This window comes from Pseudonocardia sp. MH-G8 (assembly GCF_002262885.1).
Classification (GTDB): domain Bacteria; phylum Actinomycetota; class Actinomycetes; order Mycobacteriales; family Pseudonocardiaceae; genus Pseudonocardia.
Genome location: NZ_NKYF01000021.1, coordinates 116,601 through 137,801 on the forward strand (window position 1 = coordinate 116,601; position 21,201 = coordinate 137,801).

Sequence of the window (21,201 nt, forward strand, 5' to 3'; positions counted from 1 at the left end):
CCCGGCATCCGCGTACGAGCGCGCTCGAGAGCGAGCGTCAGCCGACGGGGAGGCGTTCCTCGAGAGGGACGAAGTCGTCGGTCAGGCCGAACGCCGCGGGGCCGAAAGCGCCCAACGCCGCCTCCGTGCGCATGACCGGCGGAGCGGCGATGCCGATGACCGCGACCCGCTGTCCGTAGCGCATGGCCTCGGTCGTGATCGCCTCGCCGGACTCGATGTCGAGGACGCAGATCAGGTCGGGCACCGTGCACAGCATGCGCCCGTCCCGGGTCGCGGTCAGGTGCTCGTTCTGGAAGACGATCTCCAGGCGCGAGTCCTCCCCGAACGCGGAGACCGTCGCCCGGCCCCGGACGAACCCCCCGTCCGTGAGGCGTTCGACGTCGATCACCTTGCCACGGAACAGCACCCGCAGGTGCTCGTAGTCGGTCGCGGCGATGGTCTCGGCGAGGGCGTCCATCGGGTCGCGGTGCTCGGCGCGCGCCTCGCGCAACGCACGCCCGATCCGCATCGCCACCGTCAGGCTGCCCCGGACCGCGGTGTCCTTGACCTGCTTGCCCGTCATGGTGAACTCGGTGATCTGCGCGGCGCCCCCCAGCCGCATGGTCACCCCGCGGGCGAGCCACTCCATCCGGTGGTTGTCCGGGCCGGTGTCGATGATGATGCTCTCCCCGGCGACGCCGGCGAGCGACATCGGCGAGCCCGGTACGCCGTAGGCCGCGAAGGTCTTCATCTGCAGTTCGGGGAACGCGCGTCCCATCCCGTCGCCGTCGATCACCGGCAGGCCGATCTGCGCCGCGATGAGCAGCGGCACCATCGAGTTCATCCCGCCGACCTCGACCGGGATCACGGCGTCGGCCGTGCGGCCGAGGTGCCGCTCGATGGCGCGCAGAGCGGCCACCGGCGCCTCGACGCTGGGGATCTTCTCGTTGCTGATCGTCGGCGCGCCCATCCCGGCGACGGGGACGACGAACGCGTCGTCGGGCACCTCGTCGACCGTCAGGACGGTCACCTCACCCGGCCCGCCGGACAGCGCGTGGGCGACCATCGCCCGGCCGAGGCGCGGGTCGCCGCCACCGCCGGTGCCGAGCACGGCCGCCCCCCGGGCGAGGTCCGGCAGCTCGTCCCGCGTGATCACGAAGCTCATCTGGAAGTCCTCTCCGGCTCAGGCCGTGTGCAGCGTGCCGACGGCCTTGACGTGGACCCGGGTCGCGTTGCCGGGCAGGTACGCCAGCGGGACCTCGTCCACCTCGACGATCTCCACGGTGGACGGGGCCGCGCCCGCCGCGATGGCGCGCTCGACAGCGAGGTTGCGCGCGTCGTCGAGCACCGAGTCGCGTGCTCCGGGTGCGACGGAGTAGACGCGGTCGATCTCGCCGCTGACCTGCGCGATGGCCGCACCGACGGCGTTGGCAGTGGCGAAGTGGTCGGGACGGCTGATCGTGGTGCCGTCCACGCTCTCTGGGAGCAGGATCGAGCCGCCGCCCACCGCGACGATCGGCAGCGGATCCGCCCCGGTCCGCATCCGGTCGACCGCGTCGAGGACCTCGGCGCTGATGTGGTCGAGCACGGTGGCGACGAGGGAGCGGTCGAGCCCGGCGACCCGGGAGGCGTCACCGATCTCGGCCCGCCCTGCGGCGACCGCGATGTCGGTGGCGGTGAGCGTGGAGCCGCCGAACACCAGGGCGTCGTGGGCCAGGCGGTAGCCCACCGACGTGGGGCCCAGCGGCGGCGTCGCCCCCGGGGCGTGGACGTGGCTGCCCCCGCCGATGCCGACCGAGAGCACGTCGGGCATCCGGAAGTTGGTGCGCACGCCGGCGACGCTGACGTCGATGTTGGACTCGCGCGGGAAGCCGCCGCGCAGAACCCCGATGTCGGTCGTCGTACCGCCGATGTCGACGACCGCGCAAGTGGTCTGCCCCGACAGGAACGCCGCTCCCCGCATCGAGTTGGTCGGCCCCGAGGCGAAGGTGGCCACCGGGTACCGGCGGGCGTAGTCGACGTCCATCACGGTGCCGTCGTTCTGGCTCAGGTACAGGGGCGCGTCGATGCCCTCCGCCCGGATCGCGGACTCGAGCCCGTCGACGACCTGTCGGGCGAGCAGCCGGAGTGCGGCGTTGATGATCGTCGCGTTCTCCCGCTCGATCAGCCCGACCCGGCCGATCTCGTGCGAGAGCGACACCTCCAGCTCGGGCAGCTGCCCGACCAGGATCTCGGCCGCGCGCCGCTCGAACTCGTCCGTGACGGGGGAGAAGACGGAGGTGATGGCGACGCTCCGGATGCCGTGCTCCCCGAGGTCGTCGGCGACGGCCTTCAGTTCGGCCTCGTCGAGTTCACTGATCACGCGGCCGTCGAACTCGTGCCCGCCGTGGCACAGGTACTGCCGGCCGCTGATCGCCGCCACCAGGCTGTCCGGCCACTCGGTCATCGGCGGCAGGGCGCTCGTCGCGGGCAACCCCAACCGGACGGCGGCGGTCGGCGCGAGCCGTCGGTGTTCGACCAGCGCGTTGATGAAGTGCGTGGTCCCGATCATCGTCGCGGCGATCTCACCGGCGTCGAAGTGCCGCTGCGCCCGGAGCAGGCCCAGCGCCTCGGAGATCCCGTCAGTCACGTTGTGTGCCGTCGCCGTCTTCACGGCCGCGAGGACCCGGTCGTGGTCCATGAGTACGGCGTCGGTGTTGGTACCGCCGACATCGATGCCGATGCGCAATCGGGCCCTCCTCGCAGATCGTCGCCGGTGCGTCCACGCCGGCCGGCCTGGTCGCACGCTATGCGAGGGGGCGAGGAGCGTCACCGTGCAACAGGCCCGGTCCCCGGGGGCAGGCCAGTGCCGCCTGCACAGCCCGGGCACTCGGGGGAGCCGGGAGCGGGGCCCTTCGGTGATCTCGTCCCGCCCCGACCTCCGCCGCTCAGGACGGGCGGACCACGACCTTGCCGATGTGTTCGCCCTCTTCGATGATCCGGTGTGCCTCGGCGATCTCCTCGAAGGGGAGCGCCGCGTGCACCAGGGGACTGGCCCCCGTGCGGAACATGAACTCCATCGCCCGCTGGAAATCGTCCCAGCCACCGAACGGGCCTCCGATGATCTGCCGGTGCGACTGGTAGAGCTCGCGGATGCTGACGTCGGGGGTGTCCCCGCCGGTGGCACCGCACACGACGAGCCGCCCGCCCTGGGCGAGCGAGCGGATCGAGTCGCGCCAGGTGGGTGCGCCGACCGAATCCACCACCACGTCCACGCCCTCGGCGTCGGTGGCGGCCAGCACCTCCTTGCACCAGCCCGGCGCCGCGCCGTCGATCACCTGGTGGACGAACGGCAGCTCGGCCAGCCGGCGCGCCTTCTCCGGGTCCCGGGTCGTCGCCAGCACCTGCGCGCCGCTGTGAGCGGCGATCTGCATCGCGGCGATCGCCACGCCGCCGCTGGCGCCGACCACGAGGACCCGTTCGCCCGGCCGCAGCCGGCCTGCGGTGACCAGCATCGTCCACGAGGTGGTGTAGCCGACCGGGGCGGCGGCCGCCTCCTCGAACGTCACGTCGTCGGGGATGCGCAGCACGTCCGTCGCCGGCACGGCGACGAGCTCGCACTGCGTGCCCCAGGCGTCCTCGCCGCGGATGCCGTAGTGAGCGCAGCGGCTGTGCTGGCCTCTCCGGCAGTACTTGCACCTCCCGCAGTGGAGCCCGGGGTAGAGCACGACCCGGTCGCCGACGGCCAGGTCCGTGTCGGCGGTGCCGACGTCGACGACCGTGCCTGCGCCCTCCGCGCCCAGCACGTGGGGCAGCGCGCGCGGTTGGCGCACCCCGGGTCCGGTGAGCCCCTGCCGGATGAAGGTGTCCATCCGGTTGAGCGCCGCCGCGGCGATCCGGACGACGACCTCGCCGGGGGCGGGTTCCGGGTCGGCCACCTCGGTGACCGCGAGCTGCTCACGGCCGCCGTAGGCGGCGATCGTCACTGCGCGCACGGGCTGCTCCGACGGTCCGGACCGGCTGCCGCGATGCGGTGAGCCGCGCTCACCAGATCTCCTGCAGCACCCGCATGATGTTGCCGCCGATGACCTTGGTGATGTCCTCGTCGCTGTAGCCGTGCTTGACCAGCCAGCCGATGATGTTGGGGAAGCACTCCGTCGGGTTCTCCAGGCCCGCGACGTAGGGCACCTGCTCGTACCGCGGCCCGCGGTGGGCGTCGTGCACGCCGAGGTTGGACGCGAAGATCCGGTGCAGCCCGACGTGGTCGCCGTAGAGCGTGTCCGGGCCGAACGCCACGTGGTCGATCCCCATCAGCTCCACGCAGTACGTGAAGTGGTCCATGACCGACTCGATGGAGTGCAGCGGGTGGTCGTGGGAGAGCGTGGTGTGCGGGGCCGCCTCCAGGCCCAGCACGCCACCCTGCTCCGCGCAGGCCTTGAGCACCTCGTCCGGCTTCATCCGCGGGGTGTCCCAGACGCCGCGCGCCCCCGCGTGCGTGATCAACACCGGCTTCTCGGAGGCCTCGAACGTGTCCAGGCAGGTCCGGTCGCCGGAGTGGGAGACGTCGATCGCGATCCCGAGCTTGTTCATCCGCTCGACCGCGCGGCGGCCGAACACCGTCAGGCCGCCGTCCCCGGCCTCCTTCAGCCCCGACCCCAGGGTGTTGGCCTCCGAGTAGGCGATGCCCATCTGGCGGACGCCCATGCCGTACAGGATGTCGATGCGGTCGACCTCGTTCTCGATCGGCGTGGACGCCTCCAGGCACAGCACGAGACCGAGCCCGCCCGTCTCGTGGGCGTCGAGGATGTCGTCGACGCCGTGGACGACCCGGACATAGTCCTGGTGCGCGATGTCGGAGAGCCGCATCCCGATGTCGTAGGTGATGTCGCTCCACTTCCAGCCGCACTGGCTGGTGACGCACGCGGTGCCGTCCATCAGGTTGTCGAAGACGGCGGTCATGCCGGAGCGGGACAGGCCCAGGTAGCCCGTGTGCTCGCGGCCGGTGCGGATGTAGTCCCGGATCTGGGAGATGTCGCGCGGGAACACCTGCGGGTGGTCGTGGAGGCTGATGACGACGTTGTCGTCGAGGAGGCGGCGGGCGCGCTCCTCCTCCTCGGTGGTGAGGCCGAGGTCGTAGGCGGGCACGCGGTCGAGCTCGTCGTCCAGGTCGAACTCGACGTAGTCCGCGCCCGGAGTGAGGTAGGAGTACGACTTGTAGCCGGTGTACCGGGTCTGCCGGGCCGTGCTGCGAGTTGCCTCGGTGGTCACGAAGACTCCTCTCGTCGATGGGTGGTGCCCGGGTGGTCCCGCTCAGAGCAGGCGCGCCTCCGGCACGCCGTAGCGGGTGGAGACGTTGACGTAGGCGCGTTTCACGGTGTGCAGCTCGGTGCCGATCTCCACGCGGTTGACGCCCTCGAGGCTGCCGAGGACCTCGGTGTTGAAGCGGTAGAGGTCCTCGTGGTCGCGCAGCACCACTTCGCACGCCAGGTCGCTGTAGCCGGCGGTGGCCGAGACGTAGCGGACCTCGGGGTGCGTGGCGAGCTCCCGGGCGATCCGGTCCAGGCAACCGAGGTCGACGCCGAGCCAGACGAACAGCTCCCAGTGGTAGCCGAGCAGCTCGGAGTCGATGAGCGTGCCGAACCGTAGGCAGCCGCTCGCGGTGAGTTGCTCCAGGCGCCGCCGCGCCATCGACTCGCTGACGGCGAGCCGTTCGGCGAGGTCCGTGACACTGCTCCGCCCGTCCGCGGTGAGGAGCTGGATCAGCCTCAGGTCGATGTCGTCGAGCTCGGGCGGCGAGGCCGTCTCCGGTGGCCGGTCGAGCAGCGCGGCGGCGTCGCCGAGCAGGGTGCGGCCCCAGTCGTAGGAGGTCTTGAAGGTGCGCACGACGTTCTCGGTGGTGGTCCGCACGATCCCCGGAACGGTGTTCAGCTCCTCGACGAGGACGGCGGTGAGGTGGGCCCTCGACGGCACGATCAACTCGACGACCAGGTCGTACCCGCCGCCGAGGAGCGCGACGAACCGCACGTCGGGCCGGGCGGCGAGGGTGCGGGCGACGGCGCCGGCAGCGCCGACCGCACACTCGATCTGGAGCAGGACCGGGTAGCCCAGGCCGCACAGCAACGGATCGGCCGCCGCGAAGACGCGCAGGACGCCCTGCTTGATCATCCGGTTGGCGCGCCGTGAGACGGCCGATTCCGACGCTCCCACGACGTTCGCCACCTGCTGCCAGGTGGCTCGGCCGTTGATCTGGAGAGCCGCGACGATCCGCCGGTCGAGATCGCTCAGGGGAACCGCTGCCTCAGCGCCGGTCAGGGCTGTCGCTGCGGCCGGGATGACTGGTTTCGGCCTCACGAAGCCGAGAGTCGCAGAGGTCCACCCCGGTCGCAAGCAATCGGGACGAGAACGGATGACGCGGCGCTAATGTGGCCACTATCGGCCAAGATCATGCAGAGATGGCGCGTGTCCGACGGATTCTCCCGATCTCTCTTGTCGAAAGGCTGAATTTCTGCGACAGTTGCCGCCACTCCTCCGTGATCCACAGCACTCGCCTGTTGTGCCTCATCGCTCGGAAGGAGGTGCGGTGGTGAACGATGCCGCGCCCGACGTATTCGCATCGCTCTGGCTGGCCGTCACCGGGGACGTGGTGCCCGTGCGCCCGCTCTCGGCCGCCGACGCACGGCTGCGCGCACTCCTGAGGTCCGCCGACCTGGCCGTCGGGAACCTCGAGACCCCGCTGACCACGGCCACCGCGCGCGCCGACAAGGCCGCGACGCTCCGGGCCCACCCGGACCGCGTCGCCGAGGTGACCGCGCTCGGCTTCGACCTGGTCACGCTCGCCAACAACCACCACCTCGACTACGGCGTCGAGGGCATGCGGGACACCCGTGCGGCGCTGCGGGCCGCAGGCGTCGACGCCGTGGGCTCGGGGGAGACCGCCGCCGAGGCGCTCCGGACGGTGGTGCGGTCCACGCGGGCGGGCGACGTCGCGGTGATCGGGCTCTGCTCCGCGCTGCCGCCCGGGTTCGCCGCCACCGAGGACCGGCCCGGCATCGCGCCGTTGCGGGTCCTGCAGCAGGTGTCGATCGACCCGTCGATCGCCGCCGAGCAGCCCGGCGCCGCTCCCTACGTGCACACCCAGGCGTACGCGCCGGACCTCGAGGCCGCCTGCGCCGAGATCCGCCGGGTCCGGGACGAGGTGACACTGGTGGTCGTGGCCGTGCACTGGGGGGTGCCGCACGGGTTCGCCGCCACCAGCTACGGCGTGCTCGCGGAGTACCAGAGGCCGGCCGCGCACCGCCTCGTCGACAGCGGCGCCGACCTCGTGGTGGGCCACCACCCCCACGTGGTGCATCCGATCGAACGGTACGGCGACGGGCTCATCGCGTACTCGATCGGGAACTACCTCTTCCACGGCTGGAGCAGCCTCTCCGGCGCGGCGCGGGCCGACGGCCCGATCGCAGGCCAGCCCTTCCCGCTGCAGATCCCCGCCGCCCCGTACCAGAACCCGTTCGGCTCCGCCGCCAACGAGGAGTCGGTCGTCCTGGTCGTCGAACTGCCCGACCCGGGGTCGGGGCGGCTGACCGTCGACTTCGTGCCGACCGTGATGGTCGACGGCGAGCCGGTCCTGCCCGGTCCCGAGCGTGCCGCCGCGGTGCTGCAGCGGCTGGTCGAGCCCGCCCTACCTACGTGGGACCACGGTGCGACGCCCGCCCTCGCCCACTGCTCGGACCTGGTCCCGGGCACCACTGTCGGGCGGGTGAGCGTTGAGCGCCGCCGCTGACCAGCCGCTCACCTTCATCCAGGGCGGTGGCGTCGTCGACCCGGTCCGGGGCGCGGTCGATCCGGGAGCCGGGCTGCTCGTCGAGGCCGGCCGGATCATCGCCGTCGGCACCGCCGGGAACGTGCGCCCGGCCGGAGCGGTCACCGTGGACGTGGGGGACGCCGTGCTCGTCCCCGGCTTCGTGGACGCCCACACCCACGTCACGATCCGACCGGGCGAGGGCGACCAGCACCAGCAGCTGCAGGCGGCACCGGCCTGGCAAGCCGTCCGGGGCGTGGCGAACCTGCGTCGGATGCTCGGCTCCGGCGTGACGACCGCCCGGATCATGACCGAAGAGCACGACATCGACTTCGAGTTCAGAGCAGCCATCGAGCGCGGTGAGGTCGCCGGTCCCCGCCTGCGGGTCGCCGGCCGCGGGCTCAGCCCACCCGGCCGGCACGGGAGCGGGCCGGCCGGCGTCTCCGGGCCGGCCGACCTGCGCGCAGCGGTCCGCCGCATCGCGGACAAGGGCGCCGACCACATCAAGATCTTCACGACCGGCGGGGTCTCCTCGACCGGCACCGCGCTGACGGACTCGAACTACAGCGGCGAGGAGATCTCCGCCGTCGTCGCCGAGGCGGCCGCCGCGGGCCTGACCGTTGCCGCGCACGCCCACGGCGGGGCCGGGGTCGACCTGGCCGTGGCGAACGGGGTCCGCTCCATCGAGCACGGCGCGCTGCTGACCGAGCAGAACGTCCGCGCCATCGCGGATTCCGGCGCCTGGCTCGTCCTGACCACCACGATCCTGTTCCATCCCGCGGGCATCGAGGCGGGCGACGCGCGAGAACCGGCGATCCTCGCCAAGGTCCGCGCGGCGCGCGCTGCGATGGAGCGCACAGCGGAACTGGTCCGTGCGGCCGGCATCAGGGTGGCGCTGGGCACCGACTCGATGCACGGGCTGTTCGGCCACGAGCTGCAATGGCTCGTCGAGCACGGCTGGTCGCCGGCCGAGGCGCTCACCGCCGCGACCCTCCACGGCGCCATGGTCGCCGGCACGGGCGACGCCGGTGCGTTCGTCCCTGGCCGCCGCGCCGACGTCGTCGCACTGGGGCGCGACCCCCTCGACGACATCACCGCCGTCTTCGACGTGCGGGCGGTGTTCAGCGCGGGCCACCAGGTGGTCGACGCGCGCGGCTACTGCCGTCCCCGTCCGGTCACCGCCGACCCGGACTGACCACGAGGAGCACTGAGGAGCAGTCATGACAGCACCGCTCGAACCGACCGGCCCACGGATCGCCTACCTCGTGCCCGGCCCGATGCACCTCACCGAGCTGGGCGCGGCCGAGCTGGAACGACGCGAGGCGAAGCTCGCCGGCTGGGCGTTCCCCGGCACCGGGGTGCGCGTGCACGCCGTCGACCAGGGTCCCGCGTCGATCGAGTCGATGTACGAGGAGTACCTCGCGATCCCCCATACCGGGCTGTTGCTGAACCGGGTGGCGGAGCAGGGGTACGACGCCGCGATCATCGGCTGCTTCGGTGACCCCGGCCTGGACGGGCTGCGGGAGATCAGCGACATGCTCGTCGTCGGCCCGGCCGGGGCGTCGGTCGCCCTCGCCACGACGTTGGGGCACCGGTTCAGCTTCGTCACGGTCACGGCGAGCATCTGTCCGGCGTTGCGCCGGCTGGCGTGGGAGGCGGGAGCGGCGGACGCCCTCGCCTCGGTCCGGCACATCGACACGCCCGTCCTCGAGGTGAACGCCGACCACGACGCTGCGGTCGGGCGCATGCGGGAGCAGGGCCGCCTCGCCGTCGAGCAGGACGGGGCCGACGTGATCGTGCTCGGCTGCATGAGCATGGGGTTCCTCGACGTCGCGGAGCAGCTCACCACCGAGCTCGGGGTGCCGGTGATCAACCCGGCCAGGGCGGCGTTGAAGGCCGCCGAGGCCACGGTCGCCCAGGGACTCACGCACAGCCGGCACGCCTACCGCACGCCGCCCAAGATGGAGGCCGGCGCGAAGCTGGGCGATCTGCTGCTCGGCGCCGGACCCGGGCAGCCATGATGATCGTGCGGGGTGCGGGGGTGGCCGTCGCGGTCCTCGCCGCCCTGGCCATCGCTGCGCCCCCGGCCCTGGCCGCGACGACACCTCCCAGCCTGAGCTCCGGTGCGGCGGACATGCGGGTCGAGGGCGACAGCGCGGTGGTCGAGCTGCGGTACGTCTTCACCGCCGGCCCAGGCGTGGCGGGGCCGGTCGAGACCGTCCCGTTCACGGCGCTCCGGTTCGGCCCGGAGCCGATCAGCGAGGTCCACGCCAGGACGCTCGACGGTCGTCCGTTGCACACGACCGTCGCGGCGGACGATCGACGCACCACCGTCCACGTGGCTCCGCAGGTGCCGCTCGCCGCGGGCCAGGAACTGGAGCTGGTGCTCGGCTACCGGGTGGCGAGAGCGGCGCGCACCAGCGGTGACGAGCTCATCTGCGAGGTACCGGTTCTGGCCCCGCAGTGGGCGCCGGCCGACTCCACCCCGGGCGTCTTCACCGCGAACCTTCTGCTCGCACCGGGCTACGACTACGTCGAGGGCTTCCCCAGCACCCCGGCCCGGGTGAGCCGGCAGGACGGGCGGACCCTGGTCGCCTTCGACGTCTCGACCGCGCCCGCCCTGATCCGCGCGGTGTCCACCTCGGGGACGCCCGCCGTGCTCACCTACGACCGCATCGCCCAGGGGATCATCGTCGTCCTGCTGATCGGTGGCATCGCGGGCTCCTACCTGCACCTGCGCGCCTCGACCCGGCGCGACTCCTCCGCTGCGGGGAGGAGCAGCTGATGGCCGTCCTCGAATCCGGGTTCATCGTCTGGGGCTACCTGCTCCTGTACGTCCTGCTCACCGCCGCCTACTACGCCTGGAGCGCCTACCGGGACCGGCGCGATCGCGGCACCGGGCGAACGACGCGCCCGGCGGGCAGTGCGAGGGAGGGGAGCCACGATGGCTGAGAGCATCGTCCTCGGCGGGTACCTGCTGCTCACGGTGGGCCTGGGCTATCTCGGCCTGCGCATGACGAAGAACGCCGAGGACTACTACATCGCGGGCGGTTCGCTCGGGTGGGCCGTCGGCGGCGCCAGCATCGCCTCGACCCAGATGAGCTCCGGGCTGTTCATCGGCACCATCGGCGTGGTCTACGCCGTGGGCTGGTCGTTCGCCTGGGTCGTGTTCGTCTTCCCGCTGGCCTACTGGATGATGGTCGCCGTCATCGCGCCCCGGTTCACGCGACAGCGCAAGGTGTCGCTGCCCGATTTCTTCGAGGCGCGGTACTACAGCCGGGCGGCCCGGGTGATCGCCGCGGTGATCATCCTCGTTGCCTTCGTCATCTACATCTCGGCCCAGGTCATCGCCGGGGGACTCATCGCCAACGTCGTTCTCGGCGTGCCGCTGAACGTCGGCATGATCGGGTTCACGGTGATCATCCTGCTGTACACGGTGATCGGCGGGATGTTCGCCGTGGTGTACACCGACTTCCTGCAGATGATGATCATGATCGTCGGTGCGGCGCTCGCGATCCCGGCGGTCCTGCAGCACGTCGGTGGGCTCGCCAACCTGTTCGCACTGGCCGAGGGTGCCAACCCGTCGATGTTCACCTGGGACGGGCTGCCGCCGTCGCTGCTGATCACGCTCTCGCTGGCGTTCTTCCTCGGCGCTGTCGCGCGACCCGAGCAGCTGGTCCGGTTCTACGCGATGCGTGACATGGCGACCATCCGCAGGGGCATCGGCTTCGTGATCGTCCTGGTCGGGGTCGCGCACACGTTGGTCTTCGTGCTCGCGATCGGCGCCACCGCACTGTTCCCGGCGCTCGGCAACGGGGATCTCGCCATGCCCGTCCTGGCCGAGTACGCGCTGCCGGCGTTCCTCGGCACGCTGCTGCTGACGGCGGTGGCCTCGGCGATGATGTCGACGGTCTCCTCGATCCTGCTCGTGGCCGGGACCGCCCTCGCGCACGACATCTACGGGATCATCCGCCCGAGCAGCTCGCCCCGGCGCAAGGTGATGATCGGACGGCTGGGCACGGTCCTCACCGGCCTCGTGCCGCTGGTCCTGCTGATCCTCGGCGTCGGGGCCGGGCAGCTCGTCCAGTTCATCGTGGCGTTGTTCAGTGCGCTCATGGGCGCGGTCTTCCTCGTACCGGTGGTCGCCGGGGTGGTCTGGCGGCGTGCGACCCGGGAGGGGGCGATCGCGTCGATGATCGGAGGGCTCGTCGCCACGATCGGATGGAGGGTGTTCGGCGACACCGACCTGATCGACCCGGTCCTGCCCGGTTTCACCGCTGCGCTGGTGCTCATGGTGGCGACGAGCCTGGTGACCGCGCCGCCCCCGGCAGAGGCGACCGATCCGTTCTTCGCCGACGGCCCGGAGCGGACCGGCGCTCCGGCACCCGGCGCGCCGGCCGGGTCGCGGTAGTCGAGTCGCGAGGTTCAGCGTTCCAGCCGGTGCAGCTCGCGCTGCACGGTCACCACATGTGCGCGGGCGAGATCCCCGGCCTGCGTGGGGTCGCGGTCGAAGATCGCCTCCGCGATCCCGCGGTGGTCGCTGTGGGCGCGCTCGCGGCGTCCCGGCATGCCCACGACCCGCAGCGAGTACTCCCGGAACTGGGGCTGGATCGAGTCCCACATGCGCAGCAGCAGTGGGTTCCCGGCGGCCGCGGCGACCTCGCGGTGGAAGCGGGCGTCGAGCGAGACGAACTCGTCGTGCTCGAGGCCGGGCTGCTCGACCTCCTCGAGCACGTCCAGCAGCGCGGTCCGCTGGGCGTCCGAGTGTCGCAGCGCGGCGAGCTCGGCGGTCTTGCCCTCGATCGCGATCCGCGTCTCGAAGAGGTCGCGCATCGTGTACCCGTCACGCAAGCCCTGGTCGACGGGGCCGGGTGGCGGGCGGTCGTTGATGACGAAGGTCCCGACGCCCTGGGTGCTGCGGAGGTAGCCCGCTGCCTCGAGGGTGCGGACGGCCTCCCGCATCGAGCTGCGGCCCACGCCGAACCGGCTCGCCAGCAGGTCGCCGGAGGGCAGCTTGGAGCCGACCGGGTAGCTGCCGGAGAGGATCAGCGTGGTCAGCTGCTGCGCGACGGTGTCGGCGAGCTTGCTGCGCGGGCCCCTGCTCTCCTTCATCGTGATCCCCCCCGGGACTCAGGCCGTACGGTAACGCTCCAGCTGCCCGAGATCGATCTCGATCCCCAGCCCTGCCCCGGTGGGGACGTCCAGGTGGCCCTCCCGGAGTCGGAAGGGCTCGACCAGCAGCTCGTCCCGCAGCGGGTTGGGGGTGCGGTCGAACTCGATGACCGGCTCGTTCTGCAGCGGGATCGGGCGCAGGGTGTAGGGGGAGAGCGGGAGAACGCTGCACATCTGCAGGGCGGCCGCGAGCGCCACCGCCGAGCCCCACACGTGCGGCACGGTGCGGGCGCCGTGCGTCGAGGCGAGCGTGGCGATGCGCTGGGTCTCGGTGAAGCCACCGCAGACGCACAGGTCGGGCTGGACGATGTCCACGCGCGCCTGCTCGATGAAGTCCCGGAAGCCGAAGCGCGTGAACTCTGCCTCGCCACCGGAGATCGGGACGTCCAGGGCGGAGCGCACCCGGGAGTACCCGGCGCGGTCCTCCGGGACGACGGGCTCCTCGAAGCAGGCGAACCCGTGTTCGTCGAGCACCCGGCCCACCCGTATCGCGGTCGCGGCGTTGTAGGCGTGGTTGGCGTCGGCGAGCAGGACGACGTCGTCGCCCACAGTCTCGCGGACCGTGCGGATGCGAGCCGCGTCCTGCGCGACCGGGAGCAGACCGATCTTCATCTTCAGCATGTCGAAGCCGTCCGCGACGTGGCCGGTGACGGCGTCGGCCAGGCCCGGCAGGTCGCGGTCGGCGCGGAACTCCGGGTCGGTGTAGTAGCCGCTCGTGCCGTAGGCCTTGACCCGCTCGCGGAACCGGCCGCCGAGGAGGGTCGAGACCGGGGCGCCGAGGGTCCGACCCAGGAGGTCCCACAGTGCGATGTCGATCGCGCTGATCGCCTCGACGTAGGTGCCCTTCTGCCCGAAGTCGCGGGTGCGGGCGTAGAGGGTCTCGGCGACGACGGCGGGCATGGCCTCGGGCATCGCGAGGACCTGCGGGGCGAGCACCTCGTCGATGCAGGTCTTCACCGGTTCGGCCGGGCCGTACTGGCCGCCCTCACCCCACCCGAGGCCCGCGCGCTATGGCACGGGCGCCAGCGCGGGCACCGGAACGGGTGCTCGCCGCCGAGGGCGGTCACACGGCGCTACTACCGGGTCGGTGAATACCCGCCGCCGCGGCGCCGTCGACACCGTGACCGCGCGCAGCTTCGACCGGCACGGCAACCGGATCATCGGGCAGGACTCGGCTTTTCGAGGCCAGTGGCGGCAGCCTGCCTGCGATCATATGGGCGCCCGCGCAGAAGTTGGCTGCAACGACTTGGCGGTGAGCCCATTGCAATCCGAGCGAAATTCGTTAGCGTGCAGCTGGTTCCTACTCTTGTCCTGCACTAGCAGTCGAATTGATCAGGAAGCGGAGTGACTTGCGCGCTGCACCCGGTTCGGTGCGGTAGACCGTGACAGCCTGATCCTGGTCGTCAGGCAGCATGAGAGTCTCGTAGTGGAGGAGTAGCTCGCCTGCTGCCTCGTGGTTGATGCGCAGTTGTCCATGTGACTGTCGTTTCACGTCGTGTGCGGCCCAGAGGCGGCGAAACTCGTCGCTTTTCAGCGACGCTTCGCCGACCAGGGAACTCAACTGCGGGTCGTTGCCGTTCATGCCTGCATCGAGTCGGAGCTGGCCGACAACCTGGGATGCTTTAGTGTTCCAATCAACAAAGAAGCTTCGTGCCTCCGGGGTGAGGAAAACAATTCGGGTCCAATTCCGTTCCGAACTGGATCGCTCAAACCAGCGACCGAAAAGTGCTGCGGCGGCTCGGTTCCAGGCAAGCACATCGGTACGGCGGCCCCAGACGTAGGCTGGCGTGCCTTCGAGCACATCGAGCATTTCTGCCACTTCTGGGCGCACTCGTTGTGGACGCGTCGGCTGGCGGCGGCGCGTTGGCTGTGGCTTGGCGAGGTGGAACAGATGGGCGCGTTCGGACTCGTCCAGGCGAAGAGCTGTGGCGATCGCCTCGAGCACCTCCGTGGACACGTTGCGCCCGTTGCCCTGCTCAAGTCGTGTGTAATACGCGACAGACACGCCGGCGAGCTGCGCTAACTCCTCTCGCCGCAGTCCCGGAACGCGCCGACGCCGGCCGATCGCCTGCACCCCGACGTCGCCCGGCTGCAAGCGGGCCCGCCGGGTACGGAGGAACTCACTGAGTTCAGCACGCACGTCGAGCGGCTTCGCGTCACTGTCAGTCTGCGTCGTCATGTATCCAGCATCCCCCATCGCGGGGCCTGGCCCGGGTGTGAACGTACCACTGGTGGTCGTAGTCACAGCTGTCGTACGCAAAGTGGAGGCCTGGTCAACGCTGCAGTATTGCCGCAGACTTGCAATGAATCAATCGAAGACTCAGGGAAAGCAGATGGAAAGGCTAACGCCGCGGTCCGATACGAACCGATCGACGCGTTCCGCGATTCCTCTAGCCGGCGCTTTTTGGTCCTTCTTTCAGCGGCTTCGTAGGCATCCTGGCAGAGGTGCTTCCAGCAGGTTTGCTGCCGGAGATGAGCAACACCTTCAATACCAGCGGCGCCCTGACGGGGTAGACGGTGACCATCTACGCCCTCGCGACGAGCGATCACGATCACCGTGTTTTCGGAGTCGATCGCTGTGGGGGCTCTGACTGGAGGGCTTCTGATCGCAGCCCCCGTGGGCGTCTCTACCACGTGGGCAGCCCTCATGCTCCTGATGGCAGCCGCAGTTGCTGTACTCGCTGGGAGGAAGCACGCGTTCCCGGCGGGAGCCTGATCGCAGAATCCAACTGAACGACCGAGAGGGAGTCATGTCTTTCAGCACAGTCAATCCGACCACTGGTGAACTTGCAGCGGCGTTTCCCCTTCAGGGCGACGAGGAGATCTTCGAAGCCCTAGTCGTAGCGGACAGGCGATATCGCGAGGACTGGCGTCTGCGAACGGTCGCAGAACGCGCCGAGATCGTTGGGCGTGGGGGTCGGATACTCCGGGAGAGCGCGACGAGTACGCGGCTCTGCCGGTCCTGGAGATGGGAAAGAGCCAGCGTTTCAGCTACTTCGAGATCGATTTAGTCGCCGATATCCTCGAGTTCTAAATCCGCCACGACGAGGAAGAAGGGATCGACATGAGCATCACCGACGCACCCGCTCGCGCCGCGCGCTCCGGCCGCTGCCTCTGCGGGTCCATCAGCTACCAATACACGGGCGAGCCCGACGCCGTTATCGTGTGCCACTGCGGGCACTGCCAGCGGCACACCGGTTCCGCGTTCTCTGTCAACGTTCTGGTTCCACGGGACAGGATCGAGATCACGGGCACACCGAAGAGCTACCAGACCACGGGGGCCGAAAATGGAAACCTGCGAGACAGGCTCTTCTGCAGGGACTGCGGCACTCCCATTCTTACGGTCCTGCACGAGCGTCCCGACACGGTGATCGTCAAGGCCGGGACCCTCGACGATCCCAGAGGGCTGGAGTGCTCCGCGGAGGTCTGGTGGCGTCGTGCACAGGATTGGATCGAGCCGCATCCCAACCGTCCCCGGTTCGAAGGCGACGCTGGCTAGTACTGCAACGGCACTTCGGCGTGTCGTGAGAGGCCGAGGCTCGTCCGGCGGTGATGATCACCGCGTGGTGGACGCTTCTATGGTTTGTCAAGAATCATCGCAGCGGTGAGGGTGCGGTGGAGTTGGCGGGCGATGTAGCGCTTCAGGCAGCGGCGGATCTCCCGGTCGGTCTTGCCTTCGGCGATGCGCCGGGCGACGTAGGCCTTCGTCGTGGGCAGCACCGCATCCGCGACGTCGCGATCGCCCGGTTGAGCGCTCGGTCGCCTCCGCGGTCGAGCCGGTGTGGCACGGCCCGCCCGCTGCTGGCCTGCAGCGGGCTGACACCGCCCAACGCGGCGAAGGCCGCGTCGTTTCGGCACCGCCCAGGGTGTGAGAACGACACGATCGCTTGGGCGGCGCTGACTGGCCCGCGGGAGACGGTCGGCGTCGAGCCGAAGGGCAGCAGTACGGCCAGGTGTGCGTCTCTCGGGTCGGACTTCGGACTTGCCCTTCCCGCAGCGGGCCTTGCGGTCGGGCTGCTCGCACTCGACCACGATGAGCCCGGCGGCTGCGGCCGCGCGGGCCAGCCCGACGCCGTAGCTGCGGGTGCCCTCGATCGACACCGCCAGCCGAGGACCTGGAGCGTGGTCAACGATCCAGGCAAGCAACTCGGCGTAACCGGTGCTGTCGTTGCTGACCTGGCAGGTCGCGACCGGCGTCCCGGTCGGTAGGGCGATCTCCACGTCGTGTGTATCGCGGTGGGTGTCGACACCGACCACGGCGTCGACGAGTTCTGCCAGCATGGGCACCGGCCTGGTCCTTCCAGCAGGGAGCGGGCAAACGGTCGGCACCGGCCTGGGTAGGAGTCACCGAGTGGCACATCTGTGACGGGTCACGCCCGCGGGCGGACAGGCTTCTGATCAGGCCAACTGGTGGGCCAGGCCGGTGCCGGCGACCACGACTGGCAAGTCCACTCACAGGGCACGCCGAAGCGGCCAGATCTTGCTCGAGTCACTAGGCAGAGCCTGCTTGGGGACCAGTTGGGGACCACTGCCCCAGCTGTCAACACGGTGTTCTGCCGGGGCCACCACCAGGCACAACAGATCGGTGTCGCCGAGCTTCCAGCGCCGCTCCATCGCGTGGCGATCACGCGGTCAAGACCTCGAGACCTGTGTTCCGGATCCGCTCAAGTCGTTCAGGGTCGGCGTCGGAACCGGTGATGAGCGTGTCGATCTCGTCGAGGCCGGCTACGCGGCTCAGCTGAGTCATCCCGATCTTCTGGCTGTCGGCGACGACAACTCCTCGGTGCGCGGCCTGCAGCATCCGCCGTTTCATGTCCGCCTCGGGCACGTTGGCGTTGGTGATCCCCACCTCGAGGTCGATCCCGGTGCAGCCGACGAAGGCAATATCGGCCTGCATCCGCTCGAAGAGCATGTCTGCCAGCGGATCGACCAGCGAGTGCTGTTCGGGTCGAAGAGTTCCTCCGGTTACGATGACGGTGAAACGAGGGATCGCGCGTTCGAACACGAGCGCGATGTTCAGCGCGTTGGTGATGATGACGACATCGGAGAGATCCTCCCGGGATGCGATGGACCGCGCCACCGCAGTGGTGGTGGTGCCGACGTCGATCATCACCGCCTGATAGGATTTTACGAGTCCCGATGCGGCGCGCCCGATCCGCTTTTTTTCATCCACTGCGGTGAGCATCGACTTCTCGAAGGGCCGTTCCAGGGCGCGCGAGCGCAGCCCGGAGACCGCCCCGCCGTGCACCCGCTGTACGACACGAGTCCTCGCGAGCGCGTCGAGGTCGGTGCGGATCGTGACCTCCGAGACGCCGAAGAATTTGCTGAGGTCGGCCACCTTGGCGAATCCGTGCTGCTCGACAATCGCGAGGATGCGCTCCCGGCGAGGACCAGGTAGAAGCGGAGCGGCGTTGCGTGACATCCCCAGATCTTCGATTTTCCCCGAAGGCTTGTCAATCGGGACGTGTCGGTCCTGGACCGTCATCCCTCGCTCGGGTACAGCGCATCGTCGCGTCATTTGGGCGCTGCGGCGACACCTTCGGACGCCTCGCGCGCGATGAGAACCTTGATCGTTTCGGGATGCCGCGCAAGCTCGAAGCCCTTCGAGACGTCGTCGAGATCGATGACACCCGAGATCAGGGAAGCAAGCTCAGCGCTGCGCCGTCCCGCGATCTCGATCGCCGTAGAGAAGTCGTCGCCGGCGTAGACGGTTGATCCCTGCAGCCGGATCTGATTCTCCTGGACATACGGGAGGTCGATGGTCATCGGGGCGACCGGCACCCCGAGATGCGCCACCGTGCCACCACGGCCCACCATGGCGATGGCGGCCGAGACGGTCGACTCTATCGACACACAGTCCACGACGAGATCGAGGCTCTCTCCGATCAGCTCCGACACCCGGCCGGCGTAGTCGAGCTCGGTGGCGGACACGGTGTGATCCGCACCGAGGTTGCGTGCCCACTCCAGCTTGCCCTCATCGACATCTGTGACGGCGATGGCTGCGGCTCCGCCCTCGCGAGCCGCGATCAACGTCGCGAGGCCGATTGATCCCGCACCGAGCACCGCGACCGTCTTCCCCTCGACCCCGCCCGCCAGCCGTATGGCGTGGACCGGGGTGGCGAGCGGCTCGATCATCGCCGCGGCCCCCCGCCGGGAGATCGGGTGAGACGACGTGCAGGCGGTCGGCGCGGACGGTCATGAAGTCGGCCATCCCGCCCTGCGGCTGGTTCGAACCGAAGAAGCCACGGTAGGGGCAGATGTTCTCGCGCCCGGTCCGGCACATCTTGCACCGGCCGCAGGGCAGCGTCGGCTCGATGACCACACGAGACCCCTCTCCGACGAGGCCGGACCGCGTCTGCCGGACGCGGCCCACGACCTCGTGGCCCGGATTGAAGGGCAGCGCGAGGAACGGGTGCCGCCCGCGAACAGCGTGGAGGTCCGATCCACAGATGCCGGCGCTCTCGAGCTCGAGGAGCGCCTCGCCCGCCGCTGGCCGCGGGATGCCGACGCGCTGCACCACGATTTCACCCTCGCGCGTCACATGGACCCGGCGCGTAGTCTCGGTCATTTGATAGCTCCCATGGCGAGCCCGCGAACGAGCTGTTTCTGCGCAAACCATCCCGCGATGACGACAGGCAGGATCGCGATGGTCGATGCCGCGCTCAGCACGGCGACGAATTGCCCGCGACCGTCGACGAAAGAGCCGAGGATGGGCGGTGTCGTCCGACCGACGGTCGCGGTGAGCAGGTTCGCGAGGAAGTACTCGTTCCAAGCGAAGATGAAGCAGATCAACGCCGCCGCAGCGATCCCGGGCGCGACGATCGGGACCGCGATCCGAGTGAGCTCGGTACGGACGTTCGCGCCGTCCACCTGTGCCGCCTCGATGATCTCTGCCGGCACCTCGGCGAAGAACGAGCGCATCATCCAGATCGCCAACGGGAGGTTCATTCCGAGGTAAAGGACGATGAGCCAACCGACCTTGTCGAGTCCTCCGATCGAGAGCAGTAGAAGGTAGATGGGGATGGCAGCCACCGCCACCGGGAGGAAACGCGTAGAGATGAAGTAAAAGAGTATATCGGTTGCCCTCGGTCCCGGCCGGAAAGCCAGTGCATAGCCGACGGGAATCGCCAGCAGGATGACGATCACCGTGGACAACACGGAGACTGTGACCGAGTTGAGGAGGTTACCGGCAATTCCGCGGTCGAACGCCTCGACGTACCGGTCGAAGGAGAGCGGCACAAAAAGGCTCGGCGGGTTCGTGGCCGCGTCCGACTCCGACTTGAAGGACGTGAACACCATCCACAGGACGGGGAGGAAAGCAAGCAGGACGATCATCCAGGTGAACGCGGTGACTCCCGCGCCGGCGAGCCTGCGTCCAGGCGATCGTCTGCTGCGGCTCATGCTCGTGCTCCTTGACTGGTGAAGATCGAGAAGAGGAGGCGGAGAGTGACCGTCGCCACGATGATCGTGACGATGACGGTGAGGACGCCGAGGGCGGCCGCCGCGCCGATCTCCAGGCCGCCGAAAGCCCGCTCGTAGAGCAGGTAGGGCAGCGTCTTCGTTCCACCCGTGCCCTTCGTGATGATCTGCACCGGGTCGAAGACCTGGCTCATGAGGATGGTTCCGAGCAGCATCGCGAGTTCGAGGTACTGGCGCATGTGGGGCAACGTGATGAACCAGAAGGTCCGGAAGGGTCCCGCGCCGTCGACCGCGGCGGACTCCAGGACCTCGGGGGCCTGCGACTGCAGACCGGACAGCAAGATCAGCATCATGAACGGCGTGTACTGCCAGACCAGCACCATGATGATCGTCACCACGGGCAGATCGGTCACCCAGGCTATGGGGTCGGCACCGAGGAGGGACAGCACCCACGAGACAAGCCCGTTCGTCGAATCCAGCATCAGCCACTTCCAGAGCAGCGCCGCCGCAGCCGGCATGATGAGGAACGGGGTGATCAGCAAGGTCCGCGCAGTCCCTCGTCCGAGGAACCGCCGATCGAGGAGCACAGCGAGCAGCAGGCCGAGCACGGCCGAGGTGATCACCGATGCGCCGGTGATGAGCACCGTGGACCCGAGTGAGGACAGGAACCCGCCGCGCGTCAACGCCTCGATGTAGTTGTCGAAGCCGACGAAGCCGCGCCGGTCGGGCCGGAGCAAGTTCCACTGCTGGAACGACAGCACGATGGTCACGGCGAAGGGCAGTTGGGTGATGACGATCGAGATCACCAGAGCAGGCAGGATCAGCGCCCGGGAGGTCCGCCTCCGTCGGCGCTC

At 69.6% G+C, this 21,201-nt stretch carries 21 protein-coding genes and 3 pseudogenes; 8 read left to right on the forward strand and 16 right to left on the reverse strand.

The features are described 5' to 3' along the window. Positions 1-37: 37 nt before the first annotated feature. The 5 genes from CFP66_RS33465 to CFP66_RS33485 form a co-directional block, all read right to left on the reverse strand. Positions 38-1,144: a DUF917 domain-containing protein gene (locus CFP66_RS33465; RefSeq protein WP_094929289.1), complete on the reverse strand. Its 1,107-nt coding sequence runs from the start codon at positions 1,142-1,144 to the stop codon at positions 38-40. An 18-nt stretch (positions 1,145-1,162) separates the two neighbouring features. Beyond that, a complete protein-coding gene (locus CFP66_RS33470; RefSeq protein ID WP_094929291.1) occupies positions 1,163-2,707 on the reverse strand; it encodes a hydantoinase/oxoprolinase N-terminal domain-containing protein in 1,545 nt (514 codons plus the stop codon). Between the two features lie 199 nt (positions 2,708-2,906). Next, a complete protein-coding gene (locus tag CFP66_RS33475; RefSeq protein WP_143517445.1) occupies positions 2,907-3,953 on the reverse strand; it encodes an alcohol dehydrogenase catalytic domain-containing protein in 1,047 nt (348 codons plus the stop codon). Positions 3,954-4,002: 49 nt separating this feature from the next. Continuing rightward, positions 4,003-5,226, reverse strand: coding sequence for a dipeptidase (locus CFP66_RS33480; RefSeq protein WP_094929294.1), 1,224 nt, complete (start codon positions 5,224-5,226; stop codon positions 4,003-4,005). A gap of 42 nt (positions 5,227-5,268) precedes the next feature. Further along, positions 5,269-6,309, reverse strand: coding sequence for an Lrp/AsnC family transcriptional regulator (locus CFP66_RS33485; RefSeq protein WP_143517446.1), 1,041 nt, complete (start codon positions 6,307-6,309; stop codon positions 5,269-5,271). A gap of 232 nt (positions 6,310-6,541) precedes the next feature. Here CFP66_RS33485 and CFP66_RS33490 point away from each other — a divergent pair, with 232 nt between their 5' ends. Genes CFP66_RS33490 through CFP66_RS33510 form a run of 6 tightly spaced genes read left to right on the forward strand, consistent with a single transcriptional unit; the run spans position 6,542 to position 12,167 of the window. Beyond that, a complete protein-coding gene (locus CFP66_RS33490; protein WP_143517447.1) occupies positions 6,542-7,738 on the forward strand; it encodes a CapA family protein in 1,197 nt (398 codons plus the stop codon). After that, positions 7,722-8,951 carry an amidohydrolase family protein gene (locus CFP66_RS33495; RefSeq protein WP_094929300.1) on the forward strand — a complete coding sequence of 410 codons (1,230 nt, stop codon included), beginning with the start codon at positions 7,722-7,724 and terminating at the stop codon, positions 8,949-8,951. Before CFP66_RS33490 ends, CFP66_RS33495 begins: the two co-directional genes overlap by 17 nt. A gap of 25 nt (positions 8,952-8,976) precedes the next feature. Continuing rightward, positions 8,977-9,777, forward strand: coding sequence for an aspartate/glutamate racemase family protein (locus CFP66_RS33500; RefSeq protein WP_094929302.1), 801 nt, complete (start codon positions 8,977-8,979; stop codon positions 9,775-9,777). After that, the gene (locus CFP66_RS33505; protein ID WP_143517448.1) at positions 9,774-10,541 is read left to right on the forward strand and encodes a hypothetical protein; all 768 of its coding nucleotides are present in this window, start codon (positions 9,774-9,776) and stop codon (positions 10,539-10,541) included. Before CFP66_RS33500 ends, CFP66_RS33505 begins: the two co-directional genes overlap by 4 nt. Continuing rightward, positions 10,541-10,708 (forward strand): hypothetical protein, encoded by a 168-nt coding sequence (locus CFP66_RS48120; RefSeq protein WP_158228309.1) that lies wholly within the window; start codon positions 10,541-10,543, stop codon positions 10,706-10,708. The genes CFP66_RS33505 and CFP66_RS48120 overlap by 1 nt, the downstream gene beginning before the upstream one ends. After that, positions 10,701-12,167: a sodium:solute symporter gene (locus tag CFP66_RS33510; RefSeq protein ID WP_094929305.1), complete on the forward strand. Its 1,467-nt coding sequence runs from the start codon at positions 10,701-10,703 to the stop codon at positions 12,165-12,167. Before CFP66_RS48120 ends, CFP66_RS33510 begins: the two co-directional genes overlap by 8 nt. 14 nt (positions 12,168-12,181) lie before the next feature. On the opposite strand, the gene CFP66_RS33515 is transcribed toward CFP66_RS33510, so the two are convergent. The 4 genes and pseudogenes from CFP66_RS33515 to CFP66_RS33525 all read right to left on the reverse strand — a co-directional run bounded on the left by CFP66_RS33515 (position 12,182) and on the right by CFP66_RS33525 (position 15,107). Beyond that, complete coding sequence (locus CFP66_RS33515; protein ID WP_094929307.1) at positions 12,182-12,868, reverse strand: FadR/GntR family transcriptional regulator; 687 nt, start codon at positions 12,866-12,868, stop codon at positions 12,182-12,184. Positions 12,869-12,886: 18 nt separating this feature from the next. Then, positions 12,887-13,600, reverse strand: a complete 714-nt coding sequence (locus CFP66_RS33520) for a mandelate racemase/muconate lactonizing enzyme family protein (protein WP_255413911.1) — start codon at positions 13,598-13,600, stop codon at positions 12,887-12,889. 90 nt (positions 13,601-13,690) lie between these two features. Beyond that, positions 13,691-13,912 (reverse strand): annotated as a pseudogene (locus CFP66_RS50035) (mandelate racemase); the annotation flags it as partial. A gap of 316 nt (positions 13,913-14,228) precedes the next feature. Further along, positions 14,229-15,107, reverse strand: coding sequence for a helix-turn-helix transcriptional regulator (locus tag CFP66_RS33525; RefSeq protein WP_198961834.1), 879 nt, complete (start codon positions 15,105-15,107; stop codon positions 14,229-14,231). 571 nt (positions 15,108-15,678) lie between these two features. On the opposite strand from CFP66_RS33525, the gene CFP66_RS50450 reads away from it, so the two are divergent. Continuing rightward, positions 15,679-15,939, forward strand: a complete 261-nt coding sequence (locus CFP66_RS50450; RefSeq protein ID WP_198961835.1) for an aldehyde dehydrogenase family protein — start codon at positions 15,679-15,681, stop codon at positions 15,937-15,939. A gap of 53 nt (positions 15,940-15,992) precedes the next feature. Continuing rightward, a complete protein-coding gene (locus tag CFP66_RS33530; protein ID WP_094929313.1) occupies positions 15,993-16,427 on the forward strand; it encodes a GFA family protein in 435 nt (144 codons plus the stop codon). Between the two features lie 142 nt (positions 16,428-16,569). Here the strand turns inward: CFP66_RS33530 and CFP66_RS50455 are convergent, their stop codons facing one another. The 7 genes and pseudogenes from CFP66_RS50455 to CFP66_RS33560 all read right to left on the reverse strand — a co-directional run bounded on the left by CFP66_RS50455 (position 16,570) and on the right by CFP66_RS33560 (position 21,153). Next, positions 16,570-16,809, reverse strand: a complete 240-nt coding sequence (locus tag CFP66_RS50455; protein ID WP_198961836.1) for a transposase — start codon at positions 16,807-16,809, stop codon at positions 16,570-16,572. Between the two features lie 154 nt (positions 16,810-16,963). Continuing rightward, positions 16,964-17,209 (reverse strand): annotated as a pseudogene (locus tag CFP66_RS50460) (transposase); the annotation flags it as partial. Between the two features lie 343 nt (positions 17,210-17,552). After that, positions 17,553-18,350 carry a DeoR/GlpR family DNA-binding transcription regulator gene (locus CFP66_RS33540; RefSeq protein WP_094929381.1) on the reverse strand — a complete coding sequence of 266 codons (798 nt, stop codon included), beginning with the start codon at positions 18,348-18,350 and terminating at the stop codon, positions 17,553-17,555. A gap of 92 nt (positions 18,351-18,442) precedes the next feature. Beyond that, complete coding sequence (locus CFP66_RS33545; protein WP_094929314.1) at positions 18,443-19,063, reverse strand: zinc-binding dehydrogenase; 621 nt, start codon at positions 19,061-19,063, stop codon at positions 18,443-18,445. A 49-nt stretch (positions 19,064-19,112) separates the two neighbouring features. Further along, positions 19,113-19,547, reverse strand: a pseudogene (locus CFP66_RS50465) (alcohol dehydrogenase catalytic domain-containing protein); the annotation flags it as partial. Next, positions 19,493-20,329, reverse strand: a complete 837-nt coding sequence (locus tag CFP66_RS33555; protein WP_094929317.1) for a carbohydrate ABC transporter permease — start codon at positions 20,327-20,329, stop codon at positions 19,493-19,495. The pseudogene CFP66_RS50465 and the gene CFP66_RS33555, both read right to left, overlap by 55 nt. Further along, positions 20,326-21,153, reverse strand: a complete 828-nt coding sequence (locus CFP66_RS33560; RefSeq protein WP_233159935.1) for a carbohydrate ABC transporter permease — start codon at positions 21,151-21,153, stop codon at positions 20,326-20,328. The genes CFP66_RS33555 and CFP66_RS33560 overlap by 4 nt, the downstream gene beginning before the upstream one ends. Positions 21,154-21,201 lie beyond the last annotated feature (48 nt).

What these genes read in the sequence shown, in the direction of transcription:
- CFP66_RS33545 (WP_094929314.1), bottom strand. Translation starts at nt 19,063, where the DNA reads ATGATCGAGCCGCTCGCCACCCCGGTCCACGCCATACGGCTGGCGGGC.
- CFP66_RS33465 (WP_094929289.1), bottom strand. Translation starts at nt 1,144, where the DNA reads ATGAGCTTCGTGATCACGCGGGACGAGCTGCCGGACCTCGCCCGGGGG.
- CFP66_RS33540 (WP_094929381.1), bottom strand. Translation starts at nt 18,350, where the DNA reads ATGTCACGCAACGCCGCTCCGCTTCTACCTGGTCCTCGCCGGGAGCGC.
- CFP66_RS48120 (WP_158228309.1), top strand. Translation starts at nt 10,541, where the DNA reads ATGGCCGTCCTCGAATCCGGGTTCATCGTCTGGGGCTACCTGCTCCTG.
- CFP66_RS33500 (WP_094929302.1), top strand. Translation starts at nt 8,977, where the DNA reads ATGACAGCACCGCTCGAACCGACCGGCCCACGGATCGCCTACCTCGTG.
- CFP66_RS33530 (WP_094929313.1), top strand. Translation starts at nt 15,993, where the DNA reads ATGAGCATCACCGACGCACCCGCTCGCGCCGCGCGCTCCGGCCGCTGC.
- CFP66_RS50450 (WP_198961835.1), top strand. Translation starts at nt 15,679, where the DNA reads ATGTCTTTCAGCACAGTCAATCCGACCACTGGTGAACTTGCAGCGGCG.
- CFP66_RS33515 (WP_094929307.1), bottom strand. Translation starts at nt 12,868, where the DNA reads ATGAAGGAGAGCAGGGGCCCGCGCAGCAAGCTCGCCGACACCGTCGCG.
- CFP66_RS33525 (WP_198961834.1), bottom strand. Translation starts at nt 15,107, where the DNA reads ATGACGACGCAGACTGACAGTGACGCGAAGCCGCTCGACGTGCGTGCT.
- CFP66_RS33505 (WP_143517448.1), top strand. Translation starts at nt 9,774, where the DNA reads ATGATGATCGTGCGGGGTGCGGGGGTGGCCGTCGCGGTCCTCGCCGCC.
- CFP66_RS33555 (WP_094929317.1), bottom strand. Translation starts at nt 20,329, where the DNA reads ATGAGCCGCAGCAGACGATCGCCTGGACGCAGGCTCGCCGGCGCGGGA.
- CFP66_RS33510 (WP_094929305.1), top strand. Translation starts at nt 10,701, where the DNA reads ATGGCTGAGAGCATCGTCCTCGGCGGGTACCTGCTGCTCACGGTGGGC.